The organism is Rathayibacter sp. VKM Ac-2803 (genome assembly GCF_009807175.1).
Classification (GTDB): Bacteria; Actinomycetota; Actinomycetes; order Actinomycetales; family Microbacteriaceae; genus Rathayibacter.
The window spans coordinates 362,515-378,212 of the sequence record NZ_WUCD01000001.1; the positions used below are offsets into that span (position 1 = coordinate 362,515).

The window sequence follows — 15,698 nt, forward strand, 5'->3', positions numbered from 1 at the left end:
GAGGCCGAGCTGCGACAGCGAGCGCTGCCGTCCGTACCGCGATCCCGACCACCGATCGGCCGCTTCCGGACATGACCGCTACAGGCTCTTGCGACCGCGACCGGACACCTGCCACGGTCGCAGAGCGACCGACGACGGTCCGCCGACTCGAAGGACCGCGGTTCACTGATGAATGATTCCTCTTCGACCGAGCACGACACGAGCGAGATGACGCCCGAAGTGCTGGCCGCGTTCAGCGACGCCTGGAGCCGCCACGACCTCGAGGCGCTGATGAGCCACGTCACCGACGACTGCGTCTACAGCGCGTCCGTCGGCCCCGAGCCCGGCCGGACCTGGACCGGGAAGGAGCAGGTCCGCGAGGGCTTCGCGCTCATGCTCGCCTTCGACACGGGTCAGGAGCGGCACGAGGACGAGGGGCCCCTCATCGCCGGGTCCCGCGGTGCGGGCACCTGGTCCTTCACGGGCACCGGACCCGACGGAACGGTCCTGGTCACGCGAGGCTGCGACATCTACGAGTTCCGCGGAGGGAAGATCGCTCGCAAGGACGCTTTCCGGAAGGTCTACCAGCCCGACGTGAATGAGTAGTTCCCCGTCGACCGCCACGCGCACCCGCTCCTGGCTCCTCGTCGCCCCCTCGCTCATCGTCCTCGGCTGGGGTGGCAACCACTTCCTGCCGCTGATGCAGTACTACCGGCTGGTGGAGGGCTTCTCGCAGGTGCAGGTGAACATCCTGCTCGGAGCCTACGTCTTCGGAATCGTCCCCGGATTCGCTCTGTCGGGGGCGTGGTCGGACCGGTACGGACGGCGACCGGTGCTGATCGCGGGTCTCGTCCTCGGCATCCTCGGGAGCGTCGTGCTCGCGAGTTCCAGCACGAGCTTCGCCGGGCTCTGCGTCGGCCGGTTCGTCTGCGGCCTCAGTGTGGCGGCCGGGATGGTCGTCGGCACCTCCTGGATCAAGGAGCTCTCGATCGCGGAGGGACGGTCGACGGCGGGCGCCCGGCGCGCGGCGGGCATGCTCACCATCGGCTTCGGAGGTGGTGCCGGCATCGGCGGGGCCCTGGCCCAGTGGGGTCCGTGGCCCGCGGTGCTGCCCTACCTCGTGCAGATCTCCGCGTGCGCGGTCGCCCTGATCGTCCTGCTGCGGGCGACCGAGACCCGACGATTCGACTCCGGCGCGACGAGGCTGCTCGGCGACCTCCGCGTTCCGCGACCGGCGCGATCGACCTTCCTCCGGGTCGTCCTCCCGCTCGCGCCCTGGGTGTTCGCAGCACCGGCTCTGTCGTTCGCCGTGGGTCCGAGCCTGGTGAGCGACCGCATCCCCGGCCTCACCGTCGGCTTCGCCACCCTCGTGACGGTCATCACTCTCGGCGTCGGCTGGGTCACCCAGTTCTTCTCGGGCCACCTCGCGAAGTACCTGCGCGGGCGCATGCGGCTGGTGGGCGGATCCCTCATCGCCCTGGGCGCACTCCTGCTGATCCCCGCCGCCTCCACGCACCAGGTGTGGATCGTGCTCGTCGCCGCGCCCGTCTTCGGAGCCGGCTACGGGCTCGCGATGGTCTCCGGACTCTCCACCGCCCAGGCCCTGGCGGCACCCCACGAGCTCGCGGGCATCACGGCGGCGTACTACTCGCTGACGTACCTGGGGTTCCTCCTGCCCGCGATCCTCGCGGCGCTGACCCCGTTCGCGCCGATGTGGATCCTCCTCGGCGTGACGGCGGCCGCGTGCGCTCTGTGCACGGCACTCGCGGCCCGCGGGATGCGGCGCGAGGCCGGCGTCGCCTCCGCATCCTGAGCTCGCCCAGCATGCTGATCGAGTAGCCCGCGCAGCGGGCGTATCGAGATCCACCAGCGTCAGAAGGCCGGATCGAGGGCCTCCTCTGCTGAAGCCGGTGGGTCTCGATACGCCCCTGCGGGGCTACTCGACCAGCAGGGGTGGCGACGGGCGCCGCCCGTCGCGGACAACGGGGCCGTCCGTCATCCGGCCAGAGCGACGACGCCCCCTCCCGCGCGCACGGACCGGCGGCCGAGCCGTTCCTGGGACACCCCCGGCTCATTCCCGGTGGGAAGTTCCCGGCCGCTCCCGCCCCCTAAGTTGGGACTGGTGCCCACGGAAGGAACCGCAATGAGCATGGAAGGCGCGGCCTGGAGCTCGCTGTACAAGATCTCGACCGTCAGGGACGGGAAGCACGGCATCTCCCGCGAGTCGGTGCGGCGGATCATGACGTTCGCGGTGCCCTACCGGTCGAAGCTGCTGATCTTCATCGCCCTCTCCGTCGTGGGAGCGTTCCTCGCGGTCGCGACGCCCGTCCTCGCCGGCCAGGTCGTCGACGTCATCGTCGCTCGGGGCGCGGTCTCCACGATCGTGTGGCTCGCCGTCGTCATCGCCGTCGTGGCCGTGGCCGACGCCGCCGTGTCGCTCGTGACGCGCTGGTACTCGGCGCGGATCGGCGAGGGCGTGATCCTCGACCTCCGCACCGCCGTCTTCAATCACGTCCAGAAGATGCCGATCGCGTTCTTCACCCGCACGCGCACGGGTGCGCTCGTGAGCCGCCTCAACAACGACGTCATCGGTGCTCAGCAGGCCTTCAGCGGCACGCTGTCCGGCGTCGTCACGAACCTCGTGGCGCTGATCCTCACCCTGTTCGTCATGCTCAGCACGTCCTGGCTCGTGACGGTCCTCGCCGTGGTCATGCTCCCCGTCTTCCTGGTGCCCGCGCGCCGGATGGGCAGCCGCCTGGCCGCGCTGCGCCGCGAGGCCGCCGACCACAACTCCGCCATGAGCACCCAGATGACCGAGCGCTTCTCGGCGCCCGGCGCCACGCTCGTCAAGCTGTTCGGCCGACCCGACGAGGAGGCGGAGGAGTTCCGCGTCCGCGCCGCCCGCGTCCGCGACATCGGGGTGCGCACAGCACTGCTGCAGTTCGTGTTCGTCACCGCACTGACGCTCGTCTCCGCTCTCGCCCTCGCGCTCGTGTACGGGCTCGGCGGCGCTCTCGCACTCGGCGGCCAGCTCGACACCGGCGACGTGGTGACGCTGGCGCTCCTCCTCACCCGCCTCTACGCACCGCTGACCGGCCTCGCGAACGCCCGCGTCGAGATCATGAGCGCGGTCGTCAGCTTCGAGCGCGTCTTCGAGGTGCTCGATCTCGAACCGCTGATCCAGGAGAAGCCCGACGCCGTCACCGTCCCCGACGGCCCGGTGTCCGTCGAGTTCGACGACGTCCGCTTCGCGTACCCGTCCGCTGACAAGGTGTCGCTCGCCTCCCTCGAGGAGGTCTCGACGCTCGACACCCGCGGCGGCGAGGAGGTGCTGCACGGCGTGTCCTTCAGGATCGAGCCGGGTCAGACCGTCGCTCTCGTCGGGACGTCCGGAGCGGGCAAGTCCACGATCGCGCAGCTGCTCTCGCGCCTGTACGACGTCGACAGCGGCGCCGTGCGCCTCGCGGGGACGGATGTCCGCGACGTGACCTTCGCCTCGATGCGGCACAGCCTGGGCATGGTGACCCAGGACGGCCACCTCTTCCACGAGACCATCCTCAGCAACCTGCGCCTCGCGAGGCCGGAGGCGACCGACGACGAGGTGTGGGACGCCATCCGCCGTGCGCGGCTCGAGCCGCTCATCCGGTCGCTGCCCGACCAGCTGGACACCATGGTCGGGGAGCGCGGCTACCGGCTGTCCGGCGGCGAGCGCCAGCGGATGACCATCGCGCGGCTCCTGCTCGCCCAGCCGCGCGTCGTCATCCTCGACGAGGCGACGGCGGCGCTCGACTCGACCTCGGAGGCCGCTGTGCAGGCGGCGCTCAGCGAGGCGCTCGAGGGACGGACGGCGATGGTGATCGCGCACCGCCTCTCGACCATCCGGAGCGCGGATCTCATCCTCGTGGTCGAGGACGGCTCGATCGTGGAGCGCGGCACGCACGACGAGCTGCTGGCGGCGGCCGGTCGGTACGAGGAGCTGCACCGGACGCAGTTCGCGGTGCAGAAGAACATCGCGGCAGAGGAGGAGGCGCTGAGCGCGACCTGATCGCCGAGCTCGGTGCCCCTGGACGCGCTCGGACTCCACCCCGTTCTGGTGCTGCTGAGCGAAGATCCGCGCGGGAGCTCGTCGGCTCAGCCTGCGGCGCGGCGGTACGGCGCCGCGACCCGCAGCATCAGCACTCCTCCGATCGCCAGGAACACCGCGCCGATCAGGCCGAGCCCCGGTGGGTTGTCGGCCGAGGTGTAGCCGCCGTTGATCGCCGGAGTGAAGACGAGGTCGATCAGGATGCTCGACGCCAGCACCGCGACGAGCGCGAGACCGGCGGTACCGAGGCGTCTCCCCGCCGCGACCGAAGCGCCGATGACGACCAGGGCGAGCAGCACCTCCGCGAACCAGACCCACAGAGGAGCGAGCCACGCGGGCGACGGCGCCTCGTACTGCAGGATGGAGCAGGCAGCGCTCTCGTACCCCTCCGACCAGCAGGGCCGCCAGAACGTCGCCGCCCCGATCCCCTGCACCGCCGCGTGCCCCAGCAGCAGGAGCCCGGCCACCACCGAGAGCACGGTGAGGAGGATCGACGCCTTCCGCCCGGTGAGTCCCATGAGGACAACGGTAGAAGCGCTCGGTGAACAGCGGGGAGTCGTCCTCGTCGGTGTCCAGGACCTTCGAGGACTCAGGAACGCCGGCGAACCGTTCCTGGTACTGCGATTCGCAGGGGTCGACGTCCGACCGCGAAACAGGGCGGAGCACCGCTCGAGAGATTCGGCGGCCCGGGCACTCCGGTCACGTCGCACCCTGCAGTTCGAAGCTCGCAGGGAGTCCGGCGGTCGGCCCCCGAGTACCGACAGGTTCTTGTCGAGCTAGGTCCAACCGTTGCCGGTGGCCTCCCCCGGCGCGGCCTCGTCGATGTGGATCTGCACGGTCCACTCCCTCTGCCTCGACAGCCTCCCCCCGTGACCGCTCGCCTCTAACCTGACGAGATGGACGCATTCACGAGGAGGACTCTCGGAGCCGTCGCAGTGATCCTCGGCTCGCCGATCGCCCTCGTGACCTTCGGAATCGGCTGGATCCAGGAGGGCTGGGAGGTCCCCGTGGTGCAGTGCCAGCGCAGCGATCACCCGCCGGGAATGCCTCTCGAGGGCGGCAACGTGTCGGGCGAACGGATCTGGTATCCGCTCGGGCTCTCGTGCACGTACGAGGACGGCTCCCGGAGCGTGACGGTGAACCACTACAACTCCGACGCGACGGTCGCCTTCACCGCTTCGGCCGCAGTCGCACTGCTGGGAGTCGTCACGCTCGCGACGGCCAGGACGCGAAAGCCCGCACCCGCTCTCGTCCGAGTGGAGCCCGCCGACGACGAGGACACCGCCCTCCGCTGACCGGCGCTCGCTAGCACGGCGGCTGGATGCGCGGCCTCTCAATATCGAGGAGGCAGACCCCCTGCGGCCCGCGGCCACTCGCCAGATGAGGTCTCGGCGCTCCCCGGCCATGGCCCGTTGAACGCCATTGCCCTCGGCGTCGCCGGGTACGCCGCACAGACAGCTCGAGAGTGCGCTCGTCTCGCGTTAAGAATGAGACCCGTCCGGACATGTTCACAGTGAACGACGATCGCTGAGGGGGACGACATGGACGATCTGGATGACGTGGTGCGACGCGCGGCGCCACTCCCGCTGGGTGCAGATGCGACGAGTGCCGCGGAGGCGCGAGCAATCGCGCAGGCAGTGGTGACGAGCCGCCGTCCGCGGCGCTTCCTGTTGCGCTCCGGGATGGGAGCAGCAGTCATCGGGATCGCGCTGGTGGGGTTCGGGACAACGGCCGCTGTTGCGGGACCGGCCCTGCTGAGCTGGGTGGGCTGGGCGCCGGACGCGTCAGTGCAGCGCACGTTCGAGCTCAGTGGCGGCAACGACGTCGGGCGGTGCTCCGTCGTCGCCCGCGTCCTGCCGGTCTACGGAGGCGGGCTCTCCGATGAGGAGACCGACGATCTGACCGAGCGGGCGCGCGACTTCCTCGCGGAGCACGACTGGGGTCCGGAGATCGCACGCGTCACCGCCGACGACATCGAGGCGGCTCTGACCGCGGAGCAGGCAGGAAGGGACGAGGCGAACGCGGCAGCGGCCGCCGCGGGTCGCCCGGCGGACATTCCTGCTGCGACACGGGGCGTGGTCGCGAGCTCCCTCATGGGCGATGAGATCTCCCGAGTCTTCGATGAGGCCGGCTACCTCACCACCAGCACCTCGATCGAGATGGCCGGCCAGTGCGAAGCCGAGTCCCCCGGAGCAGCCCAGTGATGACGCGGAGGCGCCGCTCCGAGCAGGAGACGACCCTCGAGAGACTCCACGACGCCAATGCCGCCGACCTCCTCAGCTACTTCGGCCGGAGGGTTCCCGTGCCGCCTGACGCAGCCGACCTGCTCAGCGAGACGTTCATCGTCGCGTGGCGGAAGATCAGGGAGCTGCCGGACGACCCGGTGCAGGCGCGCATGTGGCTGTTCGGAGTCGCGCGCCGAGTCCTCGCGAACAACGCGCGAGGTACGATCCGCCACCACGACCTGGCCCACAAGCTTCGGCAGCACCTCGACACTCAGTCGGCCGAACCCGTCGACACGGACACGCTCGACGTCCGCGCCGCGCTCGATGCCCTTCCGGCAGACCAGGCCGAGCTCGTCCGGCTCATCTCCTGGGACGGCTTCACTCTCCCCGAAGCCGCGAGGATCCTCGGGATCAGCGAGACGACTGCCCGCGGCCGCCATCAGCGAGCGCGCACTCGACTCCGGACTCTCCTCGGGCCGCGACAGAGGACGACGCCGTGACGTGAAGCAGGAGACAGGGACGAGGTGGCCCCTCCTGACCCGACTGTCGCTCTTCCCCTGAGCGACGCAGCGGAGGTGCCGCCGCCGGCGAACGCCGGGGCGGCTTCGCATGCAGGCCTAAGGAGTCACTTCTCGCGACCAGAAGTCGGCGCGGACGATCAACAGAGGTCCATCGACTCTCGAACTCACCGTGATGGTTCGCGGGTCCCAGAGCGTTCCCGGGATGCGCGCTTGCGGCGTCGTCCCCAGCTCGCTCGACAACTCCTCGGGGGTCATCACCTCGGGCGGACACACCGAGAGCAGTGCCCAGCAACCACCGGAAGCACACTCGACACTCTCATCGACTACTTCGCTCCCCTCGGGAAGAGAGATGGCCGAGGCCGCCGGCACGTCCCCCTCCGTCGCGAACACCGCCGATCTGAAGTAGTACACGAGCGCGAACAGCACGGTCACCGCCACGATCGTCACTCCTGCGATCGAGAAGAGGCGTCCGCGCTCTCGGGGCTCGTCCATAGGCCGCGACCCTAGCAAGGCGATTCGGTGCGCCGTCGCCGCTACCGGGCCGCCGGTGCTGCGACGTCAGGACGGAATCCGCGGAGGACGACCTCGAGCAGCACCTGCGCACGATCGCTGTCCGCCGTCAGACCCGCGCTGCGGATCGAGTGCGCTATCCCGCAGGCGAGCAGCAGCACCGCTGCGGCGTCGACACCCGCCCGCACGCTTCCCTCGGCCCGGGCCTCGTCGAGCACCGAGGCGAGGCGTGCGATCAGCGCATCGCGCTTCGATGCCGTCTCGGGCAGCACGGGGTGCGGACGCGCGGTGACCGCCTCGAAGAGCGGATCCTCGACCAGGAGCGCGACGTGTGCGGAGAGCGTCCGCTCGAACCGATCCGGACCTTCGCCGCTGAGCACCTGATCCAGCTCGTCGAAGCGATTCCAGACCACGGCCTCTTCGAGCTCCTCGACGCCGGCGAAGTGCCGGTACACGGTGCCCACTCCGACGTCGGCGGCACGGGCGACGGCGTTCATCGTCAGGGCCTCCCCCCGCCCGGCCGCCTCGCGAGCGGCGGCGAGGATGCGATCGCGGTTGCGTGCAGCGTCGCGGCGGAGTCCATCCATTCCCCCACCGTACCGGAACGAGTGTCCGATCGGATGAGTGTTCCGAACGGATAGATAATCCGTTTACACTCGGGGCAACCGAAAGGACATCATGGCCACCCTGGACCGCCCCCTCGCCCTCGTCACCGGAGCCAGCTCCGGCATCGGCGCCGAGTTCGCCCGCCGCTACGCCCGCGAGGGCTTCGACCTCCTCCTCGTCGCCCGATCGGAGGGCGCGCTGCACGCCCTGGCCGACGAGCTCTCCGACCGGCACGGCATCACCGCCTCCGTTCATCCCGCCGATCTCTCGAACCCGACTCACGTCTCGCAGCTGGTCGAGGTCGTCACGAGCCTGCTGCCGCGCCTCGACCACGTCGTCAACAGCGCCGGCACGGCTCCGGAGGGGGACCTCGATCGGATGGATCCGGACGAGCTCCGCCGGATGGTCGACATCAACGTGACCGCGCTGACGCTCCTGACCAGGGCTGCCGTCATCCGGATGCGCGAGGCCGGACGCGGCACGATCATCAACATCGCCAGTGGCGCCGGGTACCAGCCGCTTCCGCACTTCTCGGCCTACGCCGCATCGAAGGCCTACGTCCTCAGCCTCACCGAAGCACTGTCGGAGGAGCACCGCCCGCACGGCCTGAGGATCTTCTCCGTCGCGCCCGGCGACACCGACACCCCGATGAACCCCGGCCCGGGGAAGAACAAGCGCCGGGCCCGCGACGTCGTCGACACCGCGTGGAGGGCCATGCCCACCCGGGCGCCGTCCGTGGTGGACGGTCGGATGAACGCCGTCCTCGCCCTCCTGTCGACGCGGGTGTTCACGAAGCGATTCGGGCTGCGCACGGCGGAGAAGATGATGCGCAGCAAAGCCTGATCCGTTGCGCGCGATCTGGTCACCGAGCCCGATCGCAGATCGTCCCGAAGAATCTCGCCTCCCGAATGAACGCCCGCCCCTGCCCGGGCGTACACCCTTCGAGTCGCCGACCTCCGGCGACCGACAGTTCCAAGGAGTTCACGATGAGCAGGACCTTCAGACTCGGTATCGCCGCTGTTGCCGTAGCCGGTGTCATGGCCGTGGCACCCGTGGTGGCCGGTGCGAGCAGCGTTGCTCCCGCCGCGGCGACCAGCGCTTCCGGCAACGCCTCCGTCAACGCCGCCGCCGCGAAGCTGATCAGCGCCGCCCGCTCGGTGGCGGGCAACCTGCGCGTCGTCGGCCTGGCCGACGGTGGCGCGAAGCTCGTGCAGTTCAACCCCGTCAAGCCCGGCACGATCACGGGCAGCGTCGCCGTGAGCGGCCTGACCGGCGGCGACACCAAGCTGATCGGCATCGACTACCGGGTCCAGGACGGCAACCTCTACGGGGTCGGCAACAACGCGGCGAGCGCCGGCGTCTACTCCATCGACGCGAGCACCGGAGTGGCCACCCAGGTCACCCGGCTCACCGTCGCGCTGAGCGGCACCACCTTCGGCGTCGACTTCAACCCCGCCGCCAACGCACTCCGCGTGGTCAGCGACGCCGGCCAGAACCTCCGTCAGCCGTTCGCCACCCCGGGTGCGGCGACGGTGTCCGACGGCGCGCTGAGCTATGCGGCGCCCGCCACGGCCACCGGAGTCAACGGCGCGGCGTACACCAACAACGATCTCGACGCGGACACGGCGACCACTCTCTTCGTCCTCGACACGGCTCTCGACCAGGTCGCCATCCAGTCCCCCGCCAACGCGGGCTCGCTGGCGCCGACCGGGAAGCTCGGCATCGACGCCGCGGGCGCCACCGGCTTCGACGTCTTCTCGCTCCTCCGCAACGGCAGCTCCGTCGGATCGATCGGCCTCGCCGTCGTCAACGGGTCGCTCTACGAGATCGGCCTGCTCGACGGCACGGCCACCGCGCTCGGCAGGGTCGGCGCCGGCGTCACCGATATCGCGATCCCGCTCGCACAGCGCTGACCCTCCCGGTCATCGCACCACCGCCGGCCGGCACCCTCTCGGGGGTGCCGGCCGGCGAGACGTTCGGCTCGTGAGATCCGGTTCGGCTCGTCGATCCGGGCCGTTCCGGCGAGCCGAACGCGTTCCGACGAGCCCAACGTGTCCCCCTCCGCAGTCGCACGCTGTCAGTGTTCGCACCGCCTCGAGACGGATGATGGGTCGATGTTCATCCCGACCAGAGCCGCCGGTCTCGAGGCGCTCGACGACTTCGTCGCCCGCGCCGGCTCCGCCTATGCGCGCGACCGCAATCACGACCTCGGACCCTCTCGCGACAACGTGTCCGGGCTCTCCCCGTACCTCCGCCATCGACTCGTGACCGAGCGGGAGGTCGTCGCCGCGGTCCTCGCGCGTCACTCCCTCTCCGCGTCGGAGAAATTCGTCCAGGAGGTGTTCTGGCGCACCTACTGGAAGGGCTGGCTCGAGCAGAACCCGGAGGTGTGGCGCCGCTACCGCCGCGAGGTGGACGCCTTCGCCGCAGGCGAGCTCCCCTCGGAGTACCGCGACGCGATCGGCGGGCGGAGCGGCATCGAGGCGATGGACGCGTGGGTGCGCGAGCTCGTCGAGACCGGCTACCTGCACAATCACACGCGCATGTGGTTCGCGAGCATCTGGATCTTCACGCTCGGCCTGCCGTGGCAGCTCGGCGCCGACTTCTTCTACCGGCACCTGCTCGACGGCGACGCCGCGTCCAACACCCTGTCGTGGCGGTGGGTCGCCGGCCTGCAGACCGCGGGGAAGACGTACCTCGCCTCCGCGTCGAACATCGCCAAGTACACCGAGGGACGCTTCTCTCCCCGCGGCCTCGCCACCACGGCCCCCGCGCTCAGCGAGGAGCCCTTCCCGCCCCGGGACTCCCTCGAGCCGGACGACGTCGTCGGGACCGTCGGTGCGCGCGCCGGCCTCCTGCTGCACGAGGAGGATCTCGACCCGGGCAGCCTCCTCGCCGAGCAGCCCGGCCTGGCGGAGGTGCTCGTGTCGAGCGCCGTCCACGCCGACGCGAGCGAGCGCTCCCCCTTCGCCGTCTCCGATGCGGTGCACGCCTTCACGGCAGCAGCCGTCGCCGACGCCGCGGTACGCGCGCCGGGCGGGCCGGCGCGGGTGCTGGCCGACGCGCGACCCGCGACCGTCGTCGACTGGGCGACGTCCGAGCGGCTCGACACCGTGGTGGTCCCCTACGCGCCGGTCGGCCCCGTTCGCGAGCGGCTGGACCGACTCCGCTCCGCCCTGGCGGACGAAGGCGTCGCGCTCGTCACCGTGCGCCGCCGGTGGGACAGCACCGCGTGGCCCTCGGCATCGCGCGGGTTCTTCCCCTTCAAGAAGCGGATCCCGGCGCTCGTGCGCCACCTGGAGGAGCCGGCCGATACGGTCCGTCTGTTCTGAACCGCTGCGGAGCGGGATCAGCGCTCGCGATCAGGGCGTCGTGCCCTCCGCCGCCGAGCGCAGCGCCCAGGCGGTCACCGCCACCTCGGCGCCCGCCACGATGTCGGTCTGCACGGGCCAGGATCCGCGCACGCCGCCGGGGATCTGCGCGCAGTAGAGAGTGCTCGCCACGAGGGCACCCTGGGTGGCGCCGGCGTCCCAGCCGAGGCGTGCGACCGCGGAGCCGCCGGCGGGGATCTCGGTGCGCACCGGCCCCGCGTCCTCGGTCATGAACGAGCCTCCGCGCACGAGGTCGACGTAGAGCGCGTTGCCGTTCTGGTCGGCGAAGGCCAGATCGGGGTAGCCCTCGATCACGCACGGCTCCTCGGAGAAGTTGAGCAGCTCGATCGTGAGCATCCGGTGCCCGGTGGCCGCGTCCATGCCGCCGAGCAGGGGTGTCGCGACCTCGGGGGTGCAGGCGTCTGCGGCGACGGGGCCCTCGGCGGGCGCGCTGGTCGGCGGAGGCGTGCCCTCGGCGTACGGATCGGGGAGCGCTCCCGTCTCCTCGTCATAGCCGTTCGCGATCGCCTCCGCGGCTGCGGCGCTGCGCTGGGCCTCCCGCTGCCCGGCGACCCCCGCGACCACGAGCGCGGCCGCGACGACCACGGAGACGCCCGCCAGTGCGACGGGTCCGAGACGCGACGGGCGCGCGGGAGCCGCGCTCGCGCGACGACCCAGCAGCACGACCAGCAGCGCGGGCAGCCAGCCCTGCACGAGCCCCCAGTAGGCGCCGACCGCGGCCTGCGCGCCCAGCCCCGAGAAGAGCATCCGGAGCCGCATCGGCGGGAGCGCGCCCGCGACGACGGCCGCGTCCTGAGCGAGGCCCGCGACCCCTCCCGCGACCACGGCCGCGAACCAGACGGCCACGAAGGCGGCCCGACCGGATCCGCCGACGAGCCGGCTCACCAGCAGGTGCACGACGGCCACGACGATCGCACCGACCAGCCCCACGAGCAGCGACCAGGGCATCGGCTGCGCCCAGACGTAGCCGGGGACCGTGAGCGGCAGCACCGCCTCCTGCCCGCCGATGCTGAGCGAGTTCCACTGCAGTGCGGCCGCGATCGCGCCGGTGCCGAGCCACAGCACGGCGGCTGTCACGGCGGCCGCTCCCGCGCCCCTGTTCGTGTCCGCCATCGCGCTTCCCTCCGCCGCCCCCGCGTGATGCGATGCGCACCGGGGCGACCGTAGCAGGAGGGGCGTCCGGCCCTTGCGGCACTCCCTCGTCACGCGTCCGTGCTCGGCGAGCGGCGCTACCGTCGAGTGCGCCCGCCCGAGGCATCCGTCATCCCGGAGGGGGCGTCCTCCTCGCGGCCGGCGCGAGGCCCCCGCTCACTCCGCACCGCCGGCCGTCCGGAGCTCTTCACAGTGGTCGTCCTGCTCCCGAGTGCCGCAGCGTCACGCTTCAGGGATCTCGAGCCCCCAGGTCGACGGGTCGACCTGGTCGGGATCCGGGCCACCGCGGACGCCGCGGTCGAGCGCGGCGATCTCGCGCAGCTCGTCGTCGCTGAGCGCGAAGCCCGATACCGCGAGATTCTGCGCGATGCGCTCGGGATTCGTCGACTTGGGGATAGCCGAGCGTCCCTCCTGGACGTGCCAGCGCAGCATGACCTGCGCGGGGGTGACGCCGTGCTCGCTGGCGAGGCGGCCCAGCAGATCGTCCTCGAGGACACTGCGGCGGTCCTCGCCGTAGCCGGGGTAGAAGGTGATGCCGCCGATGGGCGACCAGGCCTGCGTGAGGATCCCGAGCTCGGCGTTCGCCTCCTGCACCGCCGGCTGAGTGAAGTAGGGGTGCAGCTCGACCTGGTTGACGGCGGGGACGATCTCGGTCTGCTCGCGCAGAGCCGTGATGTGATGCGGCAGGAAGTTGCTCACGCCGATCGCCCGGACGCGGCCGTCCGCGAGGAGGGTCTCGAGGGCGCGGTAGGCCTGGACCGTGCGCTCGAAGTGCTGCGGCATCGGCTGGTGCAGGATCAGCACGTCGATCCGATCGACGCCGAGCTTCGCGGCACTCTTCTCGAAGGCGTGCAGCGTCTGGTCGTAGCCGTAGTCGCTGACCCACACCTTGGTCTCGAGCACCACGTCGTCGCGGTCGAGGCCGGAGCGGCGGACGGCGTCGCCGACCTCGCGCTCGTTGCCGTAACCCGCCGCGGTGTCGATGTGGCGGTAGCCGGCGGCGAGAGCGGACTCGACGGCCGCGGTGGTCTCCTCCGGCGCGCTCTGGAACACGCCGAAGCCGATGGAAGGCAGGTGGACACCGTTGTTGAGGGTGAGGAAGTCGTTCATCGGTCCTTCAGAGGGGGTCGTGGATCAGGACGTCGCGCGCGACGAGCGCGCGGCGGGGGTGCTCTGCCAGGAGGCGAGCAGTGTGACGCGCTCGGCGGTGGCCGACAGCGGTTCGATCGTGTAGACGAGCAGGGTGAGTCCGGGATCCGTGGTCAGCTCGAACGACTCGTAGCCGAACTCGAGGTCGCCGACGAGCGGATGCCGGTAGTGCTTCGCACCTCGCTGGAAGCGGATCACGTCGTGGGACGCCCAGAGCGCACGGAACTCCGCGCTCCGGGTCGAGAGCAGACCGACGAGCCGGACGAGGTCCTCGTCGAACGGGTCGCGCCCCGCCGCCTGATGCAGCAGTGCGACGACGTTCCGCTTGACCTGCGCGGAGTCGACGTAGAAGTCGTCGGCGCGAGCATCGAGGAATGGGAACCGGGCTCCGTTGAACTCGCCGATGTCTGCGGGCGCCAGCCCGTACAGGGCCGCGCCGAGAGCGTTCGTCGCGACCACGTCGAGCCGCGGGTTCTGCACGATCGCCGGGACAGTGAGGGCGTCGAGCACCGCCTGAGTCCCGGCGGCGACTCCTCGGCCGCGCGGACGCGCTCGACGTCGCAGCGGTGCTGCGGTCACCTGGACGAGATCCATCAGGTGCTGCAGCTCGGTCTCGTCGAGCTGCAGGGCCCTGCCGATCGCCTCGAGGACCTCCCGCGAGGCGCCCGGCGTGTTCCCGCGCTCCAGCTTCGCGTAGTAGTCGGTGCTGACCCCCGCGAGCTGAGCCACCTCCTCGCGCCGGAGCCCGGGCACCCGCCGCCGCCCCCCGTAGTGCGGCAGTCCCGCCTGCTCAGGAGTGATGCGGGCGCGCCGGGACGTCAGGAAGCCCGTGATCTCCTCGCGATCGGTCATCTCAGGCCGCGTCGATCGTGAGGTCGATGACCTCGGGGGTGACGACCGCAGGGTCGACCGCTCCGCGCACGCCGGTGTCGAGCGAGCGGATCGTCTGCATCTCATCGGCGGAGAGCTCGAAGTCGAACACGTCGAGGTTCTCGGCGATGCGTGCCGGGGTCACCGACTTGGGGATCGCGCTGCGACCCTCCTGCAATTGCCAGCGGAGGATCACCTGCGCCGACGACTTCGCGTGCGCCTCGGCGATCGCGCGGATCGCGTCGTTCTGCAGCGGCGGCACAGCGCCGTTCTCGCCCGCCCAGCCGTACACGCCGCCGATCGGCGACCAGGCCTGGGTGAGGATCCCGAGACCGCGGTTCACCGCGACCAGCTCGGGCTGCTGGAAGTTGGGGTGCACCTCGATCTGATTCACCGCCGGGACGACGTCGGTCGCGCGCGCGAGCGCCTGGAGGTCGTCGGCCGAGAAGTTCGCGACTCCGATAGCGCGCACGCGCCCCTCGCTCAGGAGGCGCTCGGCGGCCTTGTACGCAGCGATCGTGCGATCACGGTCAGCCGCCCACGGCCAGTGCAGCAAAAAGAGGTCGACGTGGTCGACGCCGAGCTTGGCGGCGCTGGTGTCGAAGCCGCGCAGGGCGCTGTCGAAGCCGTAGTCGGTCATCCAGAGCTTGGTCGTGAGGAAGACGTCCTCGCGGGGCACTCCGGACTCGCGAATGCCGAGGCCGACCTCGCGCTCGTTGAAGTACGCGGCGGCGGTGTCGATCAGGCGGTATCCCGAGCGCAGCGCGTTCTCGACGGCCGAGGCCGCCTCGTCACCCTCGCTCTGGAGGACCCCGAGGCCGAGCGCCGGGATCTCGACTCCGTTGTTCAGGGTGAACGTCGCTGATGTCATGTCGACCTCTTTCCTTCGTCGGATCGAGTCAAGCCGCTGACCGGTCGTGGAGGAAGGACGGGATGAACAGTGGTCTGCGAGACCACCTCGACCGCAGCCGACCGGTCTCCCTCCTGCAACCCCAGGGGGCCGCCCTCAAGCAGGACCTCCGGGGGCCGCGTCAGTGAGCTCCCTCGCGAGCTCGGACGTACTCCGGTCAGCTGTGAAACCCGAGAACAGCGATCCCTGCCACCACCTGTCCGGGAGAGCCCTCGCGCCGTGACCCGGGACGACCGGCAGCCCCCTGGACTCGCCTCCGGACCGCTGACGGGCGTCGAGGGTGCCGCTCCGAGTCGGCCC

Annotated in this window: 16 protein-coding genes; 9 read left to right on the forward strand and 7 right to left on the reverse strand. The window is 70.9% G+C overall.

What is annotated here, in order from left to right; translation table 11 throughout:
- The first annotated feature begins 168 nt into the window (after positions 1-168).
- From GRS96_RS01575 to GRS96_RS01585, 3 genes are all read left to right on the forward strand, one after another.
- The gene (locus tag GRS96_RS01575) at positions 169-585 is read left to right on the forward strand and encodes a nuclear transport factor 2 family protein (protein WP_159855126.1); all 417 of its coding nucleotides are present in this window, start codon (positions 169-171) and stop codon (positions 583-585) included.
- Complete coding sequence (locus tag GRS96_RS01580; protein ID WP_159987544.1) at positions 578-1,792, forward strand: MFS transporter; 1,215 nt, start codon at positions 578-580, stop codon at positions 1,790-1,792. The genes GRS96_RS01575 and GRS96_RS01580 overlap by 8 nt, the downstream gene beginning before the upstream one ends.
- 330 nt (positions 1,793-2,122) lie before the next feature.
- Entirely contained in the window at positions 2,123-4,024 is a 1,902-nt protein-coding gene (locus GRS96_RS01585; RefSeq protein WP_159987545.1) for an ABC transporter ATP-binding protein, read from the forward strand.
- 86 nt (positions 4,025-4,110) lie between these two features.
- On the opposite strand, the gene GRS96_RS01590 is transcribed toward GRS96_RS01585, so the two are convergent.
- Complete coding sequence (locus GRS96_RS01590) at positions 4,111-4,581, reverse strand: hypothetical protein (RefSeq protein ID WP_159855118.1); 471 nt, start codon at positions 4,579-4,581, stop codon at positions 4,111-4,113.
- A 378-nt stretch (positions 4,582-4,959) separates the two neighbouring features.
- Between GRS96_RS01590 and GRS96_RS01595 the strand changes: the two genes are divergently transcribed.
- The 3 genes from GRS96_RS01595 to GRS96_RS01605 all read left to right on the forward strand — a co-directional run bounded on the left by GRS96_RS01595 (position 4,960) and on the right by GRS96_RS01605 (position 6,788).
- On the forward strand, positions 4,960-5,358 hold the full coding sequence (locus tag GRS96_RS01595; RefSeq protein ID WP_159987546.1) for a hypothetical protein: 399 nt from the start codon (positions 4,960-4,962) through the stop codon (positions 5,356-5,358).
- Between the two features lie 246 nt (positions 5,359-5,604).
- On the forward strand, positions 5,605-6,267 hold the full coding sequence (locus GRS96_RS01600; protein ID WP_159987547.1) for a hypothetical protein: 663 nt from the start codon (positions 5,605-5,607) through the stop codon (positions 6,265-6,267).
- Positions 6,267-6,788: an RNA polymerase sigma factor gene (locus tag GRS96_RS01605; RefSeq protein WP_159987548.1), complete on the forward strand. Its 522-nt coding sequence runs from the start codon at positions 6,267-6,269 to the stop codon at positions 6,786-6,788. Before GRS96_RS01600 ends, GRS96_RS01605 begins: the two co-directional genes overlap by 1 nt.
- 117 nt (positions 6,789-6,905) lie before the next feature.
- Here the strand turns inward: GRS96_RS01605 and GRS96_RS01610 are convergent, their stop codons facing one another.
- Both GRS96_RS01610 and GRS96_RS01615 read right to left on the reverse strand, forming a co-directional pair.
- Positions 6,906-7,301, reverse strand: coding sequence for a hypothetical protein (locus tag GRS96_RS01610; RefSeq protein WP_159987549.1), 396 nt, complete (start codon positions 7,299-7,301; stop codon positions 6,906-6,908).
- A gap of 41 nt (positions 7,302-7,342) precedes the next feature.
- Complete coding sequence (locus tag GRS96_RS01615) at positions 7,343-7,906, reverse strand: TetR/AcrR family transcriptional regulator (protein WP_159987550.1); 564 nt, start codon at positions 7,904-7,906, stop codon at positions 7,343-7,345.
- A gap of 91 nt (positions 7,907-7,997) precedes the next feature.
- Here GRS96_RS01615 and GRS96_RS01620 point away from each other — a divergent pair, with 91 nt between their 5' ends.
- From GRS96_RS01620 to GRS96_RS01630, 3 genes are all read left to right on the forward strand, one after another.
- Positions 7,998-8,768, forward strand: a complete 771-nt coding sequence (locus tag GRS96_RS01620) for an SDR family NAD(P)-dependent oxidoreductase (RefSeq protein WP_159987551.1) — start codon at positions 7,998-8,000, stop codon at positions 8,766-8,768.
- Between the two features lie 143 nt (positions 8,769-8,911).
- On the forward strand, positions 8,912-9,838 hold the full coding sequence (locus GRS96_RS01625; protein WP_204162016.1) for a DUF4394 domain-containing protein: 927 nt from the start codon (positions 8,912-8,914) through the stop codon (positions 9,836-9,838).
- 201 nt (positions 9,839-10,039) lie between these two features.
- Positions 10,040-11,257, forward strand: coding sequence for an FAD-binding domain-containing protein (locus GRS96_RS01630; protein WP_159987552.1), 1,218 nt, complete (start codon positions 10,040-10,042; stop codon positions 11,255-11,257).
- Positions 11,258-11,287: 30 nt separating this feature from the next.
- Here the strand turns inward: GRS96_RS01630 and GRS96_RS01635 are convergent, their stop codons facing one another.
- From GRS96_RS01635 to GRS96_RS01650, 4 genes are all read right to left on the reverse strand, one after another.
- Positions 11,288-12,430: a DUF4232 domain-containing protein gene (locus GRS96_RS01635; RefSeq protein WP_159987553.1), complete on the reverse strand. Its 1,143-nt coding sequence runs from the start codon at positions 12,428-12,430 to the stop codon at positions 11,288-11,290.
- A gap of 261 nt (positions 12,431-12,691) precedes the next feature.
- Positions 12,692-13,579 carry an aldo/keto reductase gene (locus tag GRS96_RS01640; RefSeq protein ID WP_159987554.1) on the reverse strand — a complete coding sequence of 296 codons (888 nt, stop codon included), beginning with the start codon at positions 13,577-13,579 and terminating at the stop codon, positions 12,692-12,694.
- A 24-nt stretch (positions 13,580-13,603) separates the two neighbouring features.
- Complete coding sequence (locus tag GRS96_RS01645; RefSeq protein ID WP_159855089.1) at positions 13,604-14,470, reverse strand: helix-turn-helix transcriptional regulator; 867 nt, start codon at positions 14,468-14,470, stop codon at positions 13,604-13,606.
- 1 nt (position 14,471) lies between these two features.
- On the reverse strand, positions 14,472-15,359 hold the full coding sequence (locus GRS96_RS01650; protein ID WP_159987555.1) for an aldo/keto reductase: 888 nt from the start codon (positions 15,357-15,359) through the stop codon (positions 14,472-14,474).
- Positions 15,360-15,698: the final 339 nt, after the last annotated feature.

Coding starts and splice junctions, on each gene's coding strand:
- GRS96_RS01630 (WP_159987552.1), top strand. CDS start 10,040: ATGTTCATCCCGACCAGAGCCGCCGGTCTCGAGGCGCTCGACGACTTC.
- GRS96_RS01610 (WP_159987549.1), bottom strand. CDS start 7,301: ATGGACGAGCCCCGAGAGCGCGGACGCCTCTTCTCGATCGCAGGAGTG.
- GRS96_RS01600 (WP_159987547.1), top strand. CDS start 5,605: ATGGACGATCTGGATGACGTGGTGCGACGCGCGGCGCCACTCCCGCTG.
- GRS96_RS01650 (WP_159987555.1), bottom strand. CDS start 15,359: ATGACATCAGCGACGTTCACCCTGAACAACGGAGTCGAGATCCCGGCG.
- GRS96_RS01575 (WP_159855126.1), top strand. CDS start 169: ATGAATGATTCCTCTTCGACCGAGCACGACACGAGCGAGATGACGCCC.
- GRS96_RS01605 (WP_159987548.1), top strand. CDS start 6,267: ATGACGCGGAGGCGCCGCTCCGAGCAGGAGACGACCCTCGAGAGACTC.
- GRS96_RS01620 (WP_159987551.1), top strand. CDS start 7,998: ATGGCCACCCTGGACCGCCCCCTCGCCCTCGTCACCGGAGCCAGCTCC.
- GRS96_RS01590 (WP_159855118.1), bottom strand. CDS start 4,581: ATGGGACTCACCGGGCGGAAGGCGTCGATCCTCCTCACCGTGCTCTCG.
- GRS96_RS01645 (WP_159855089.1), bottom strand. CDS start 14,470: ATGACCGATCGCGAGGAGATCACGGGCTTCCTGACGTCCCGGCGCGCC.
- GRS96_RS01615 (WP_159987550.1), bottom strand. CDS start 7,906: ATGGATGGACTCCGCCGCGACGCTGCACGCAACCGCGATCGCATCCTC.
- GRS96_RS01585 (WP_159987545.1), top strand. CDS start 2,123: ATGAGCATGGAAGGCGCGGCCTGGAGCTCGCTGTACAAGATCTCGACC.
- GRS96_RS01635 (WP_159987553.1), bottom strand. CDS start 12,430: ATGGCGGACACGAACAGGGGCGCGGGAGCGGCCGCCGTGACAGCCGCC.
- GRS96_RS01595 (WP_159987546.1), top strand. CDS start 4,960: ATGGACGCATTCACGAGGAGGACTCTCGGAGCCGTCGCAGTGATCCTC.
- GRS96_RS01640 (WP_159987554.1), bottom strand. CDS start 13,579: ATGAACGACTTCCTCACCCTCAACAACGGTGTCCACCTGCCTTCCATC.
- GRS96_RS01625 (WP_204162016.1), top strand. CDS start 8,912: ATGAGCAGGACCTTCAGACTCGGTATCGCCGCTGTTGCCGTAGCCGGT.
- GRS96_RS01580 (WP_159987544.1), top strand. CDS start 578: ATGAGTAGTTCCCCGTCGACCGCCACGCGCACCCGCTCCTGGCTCCTC.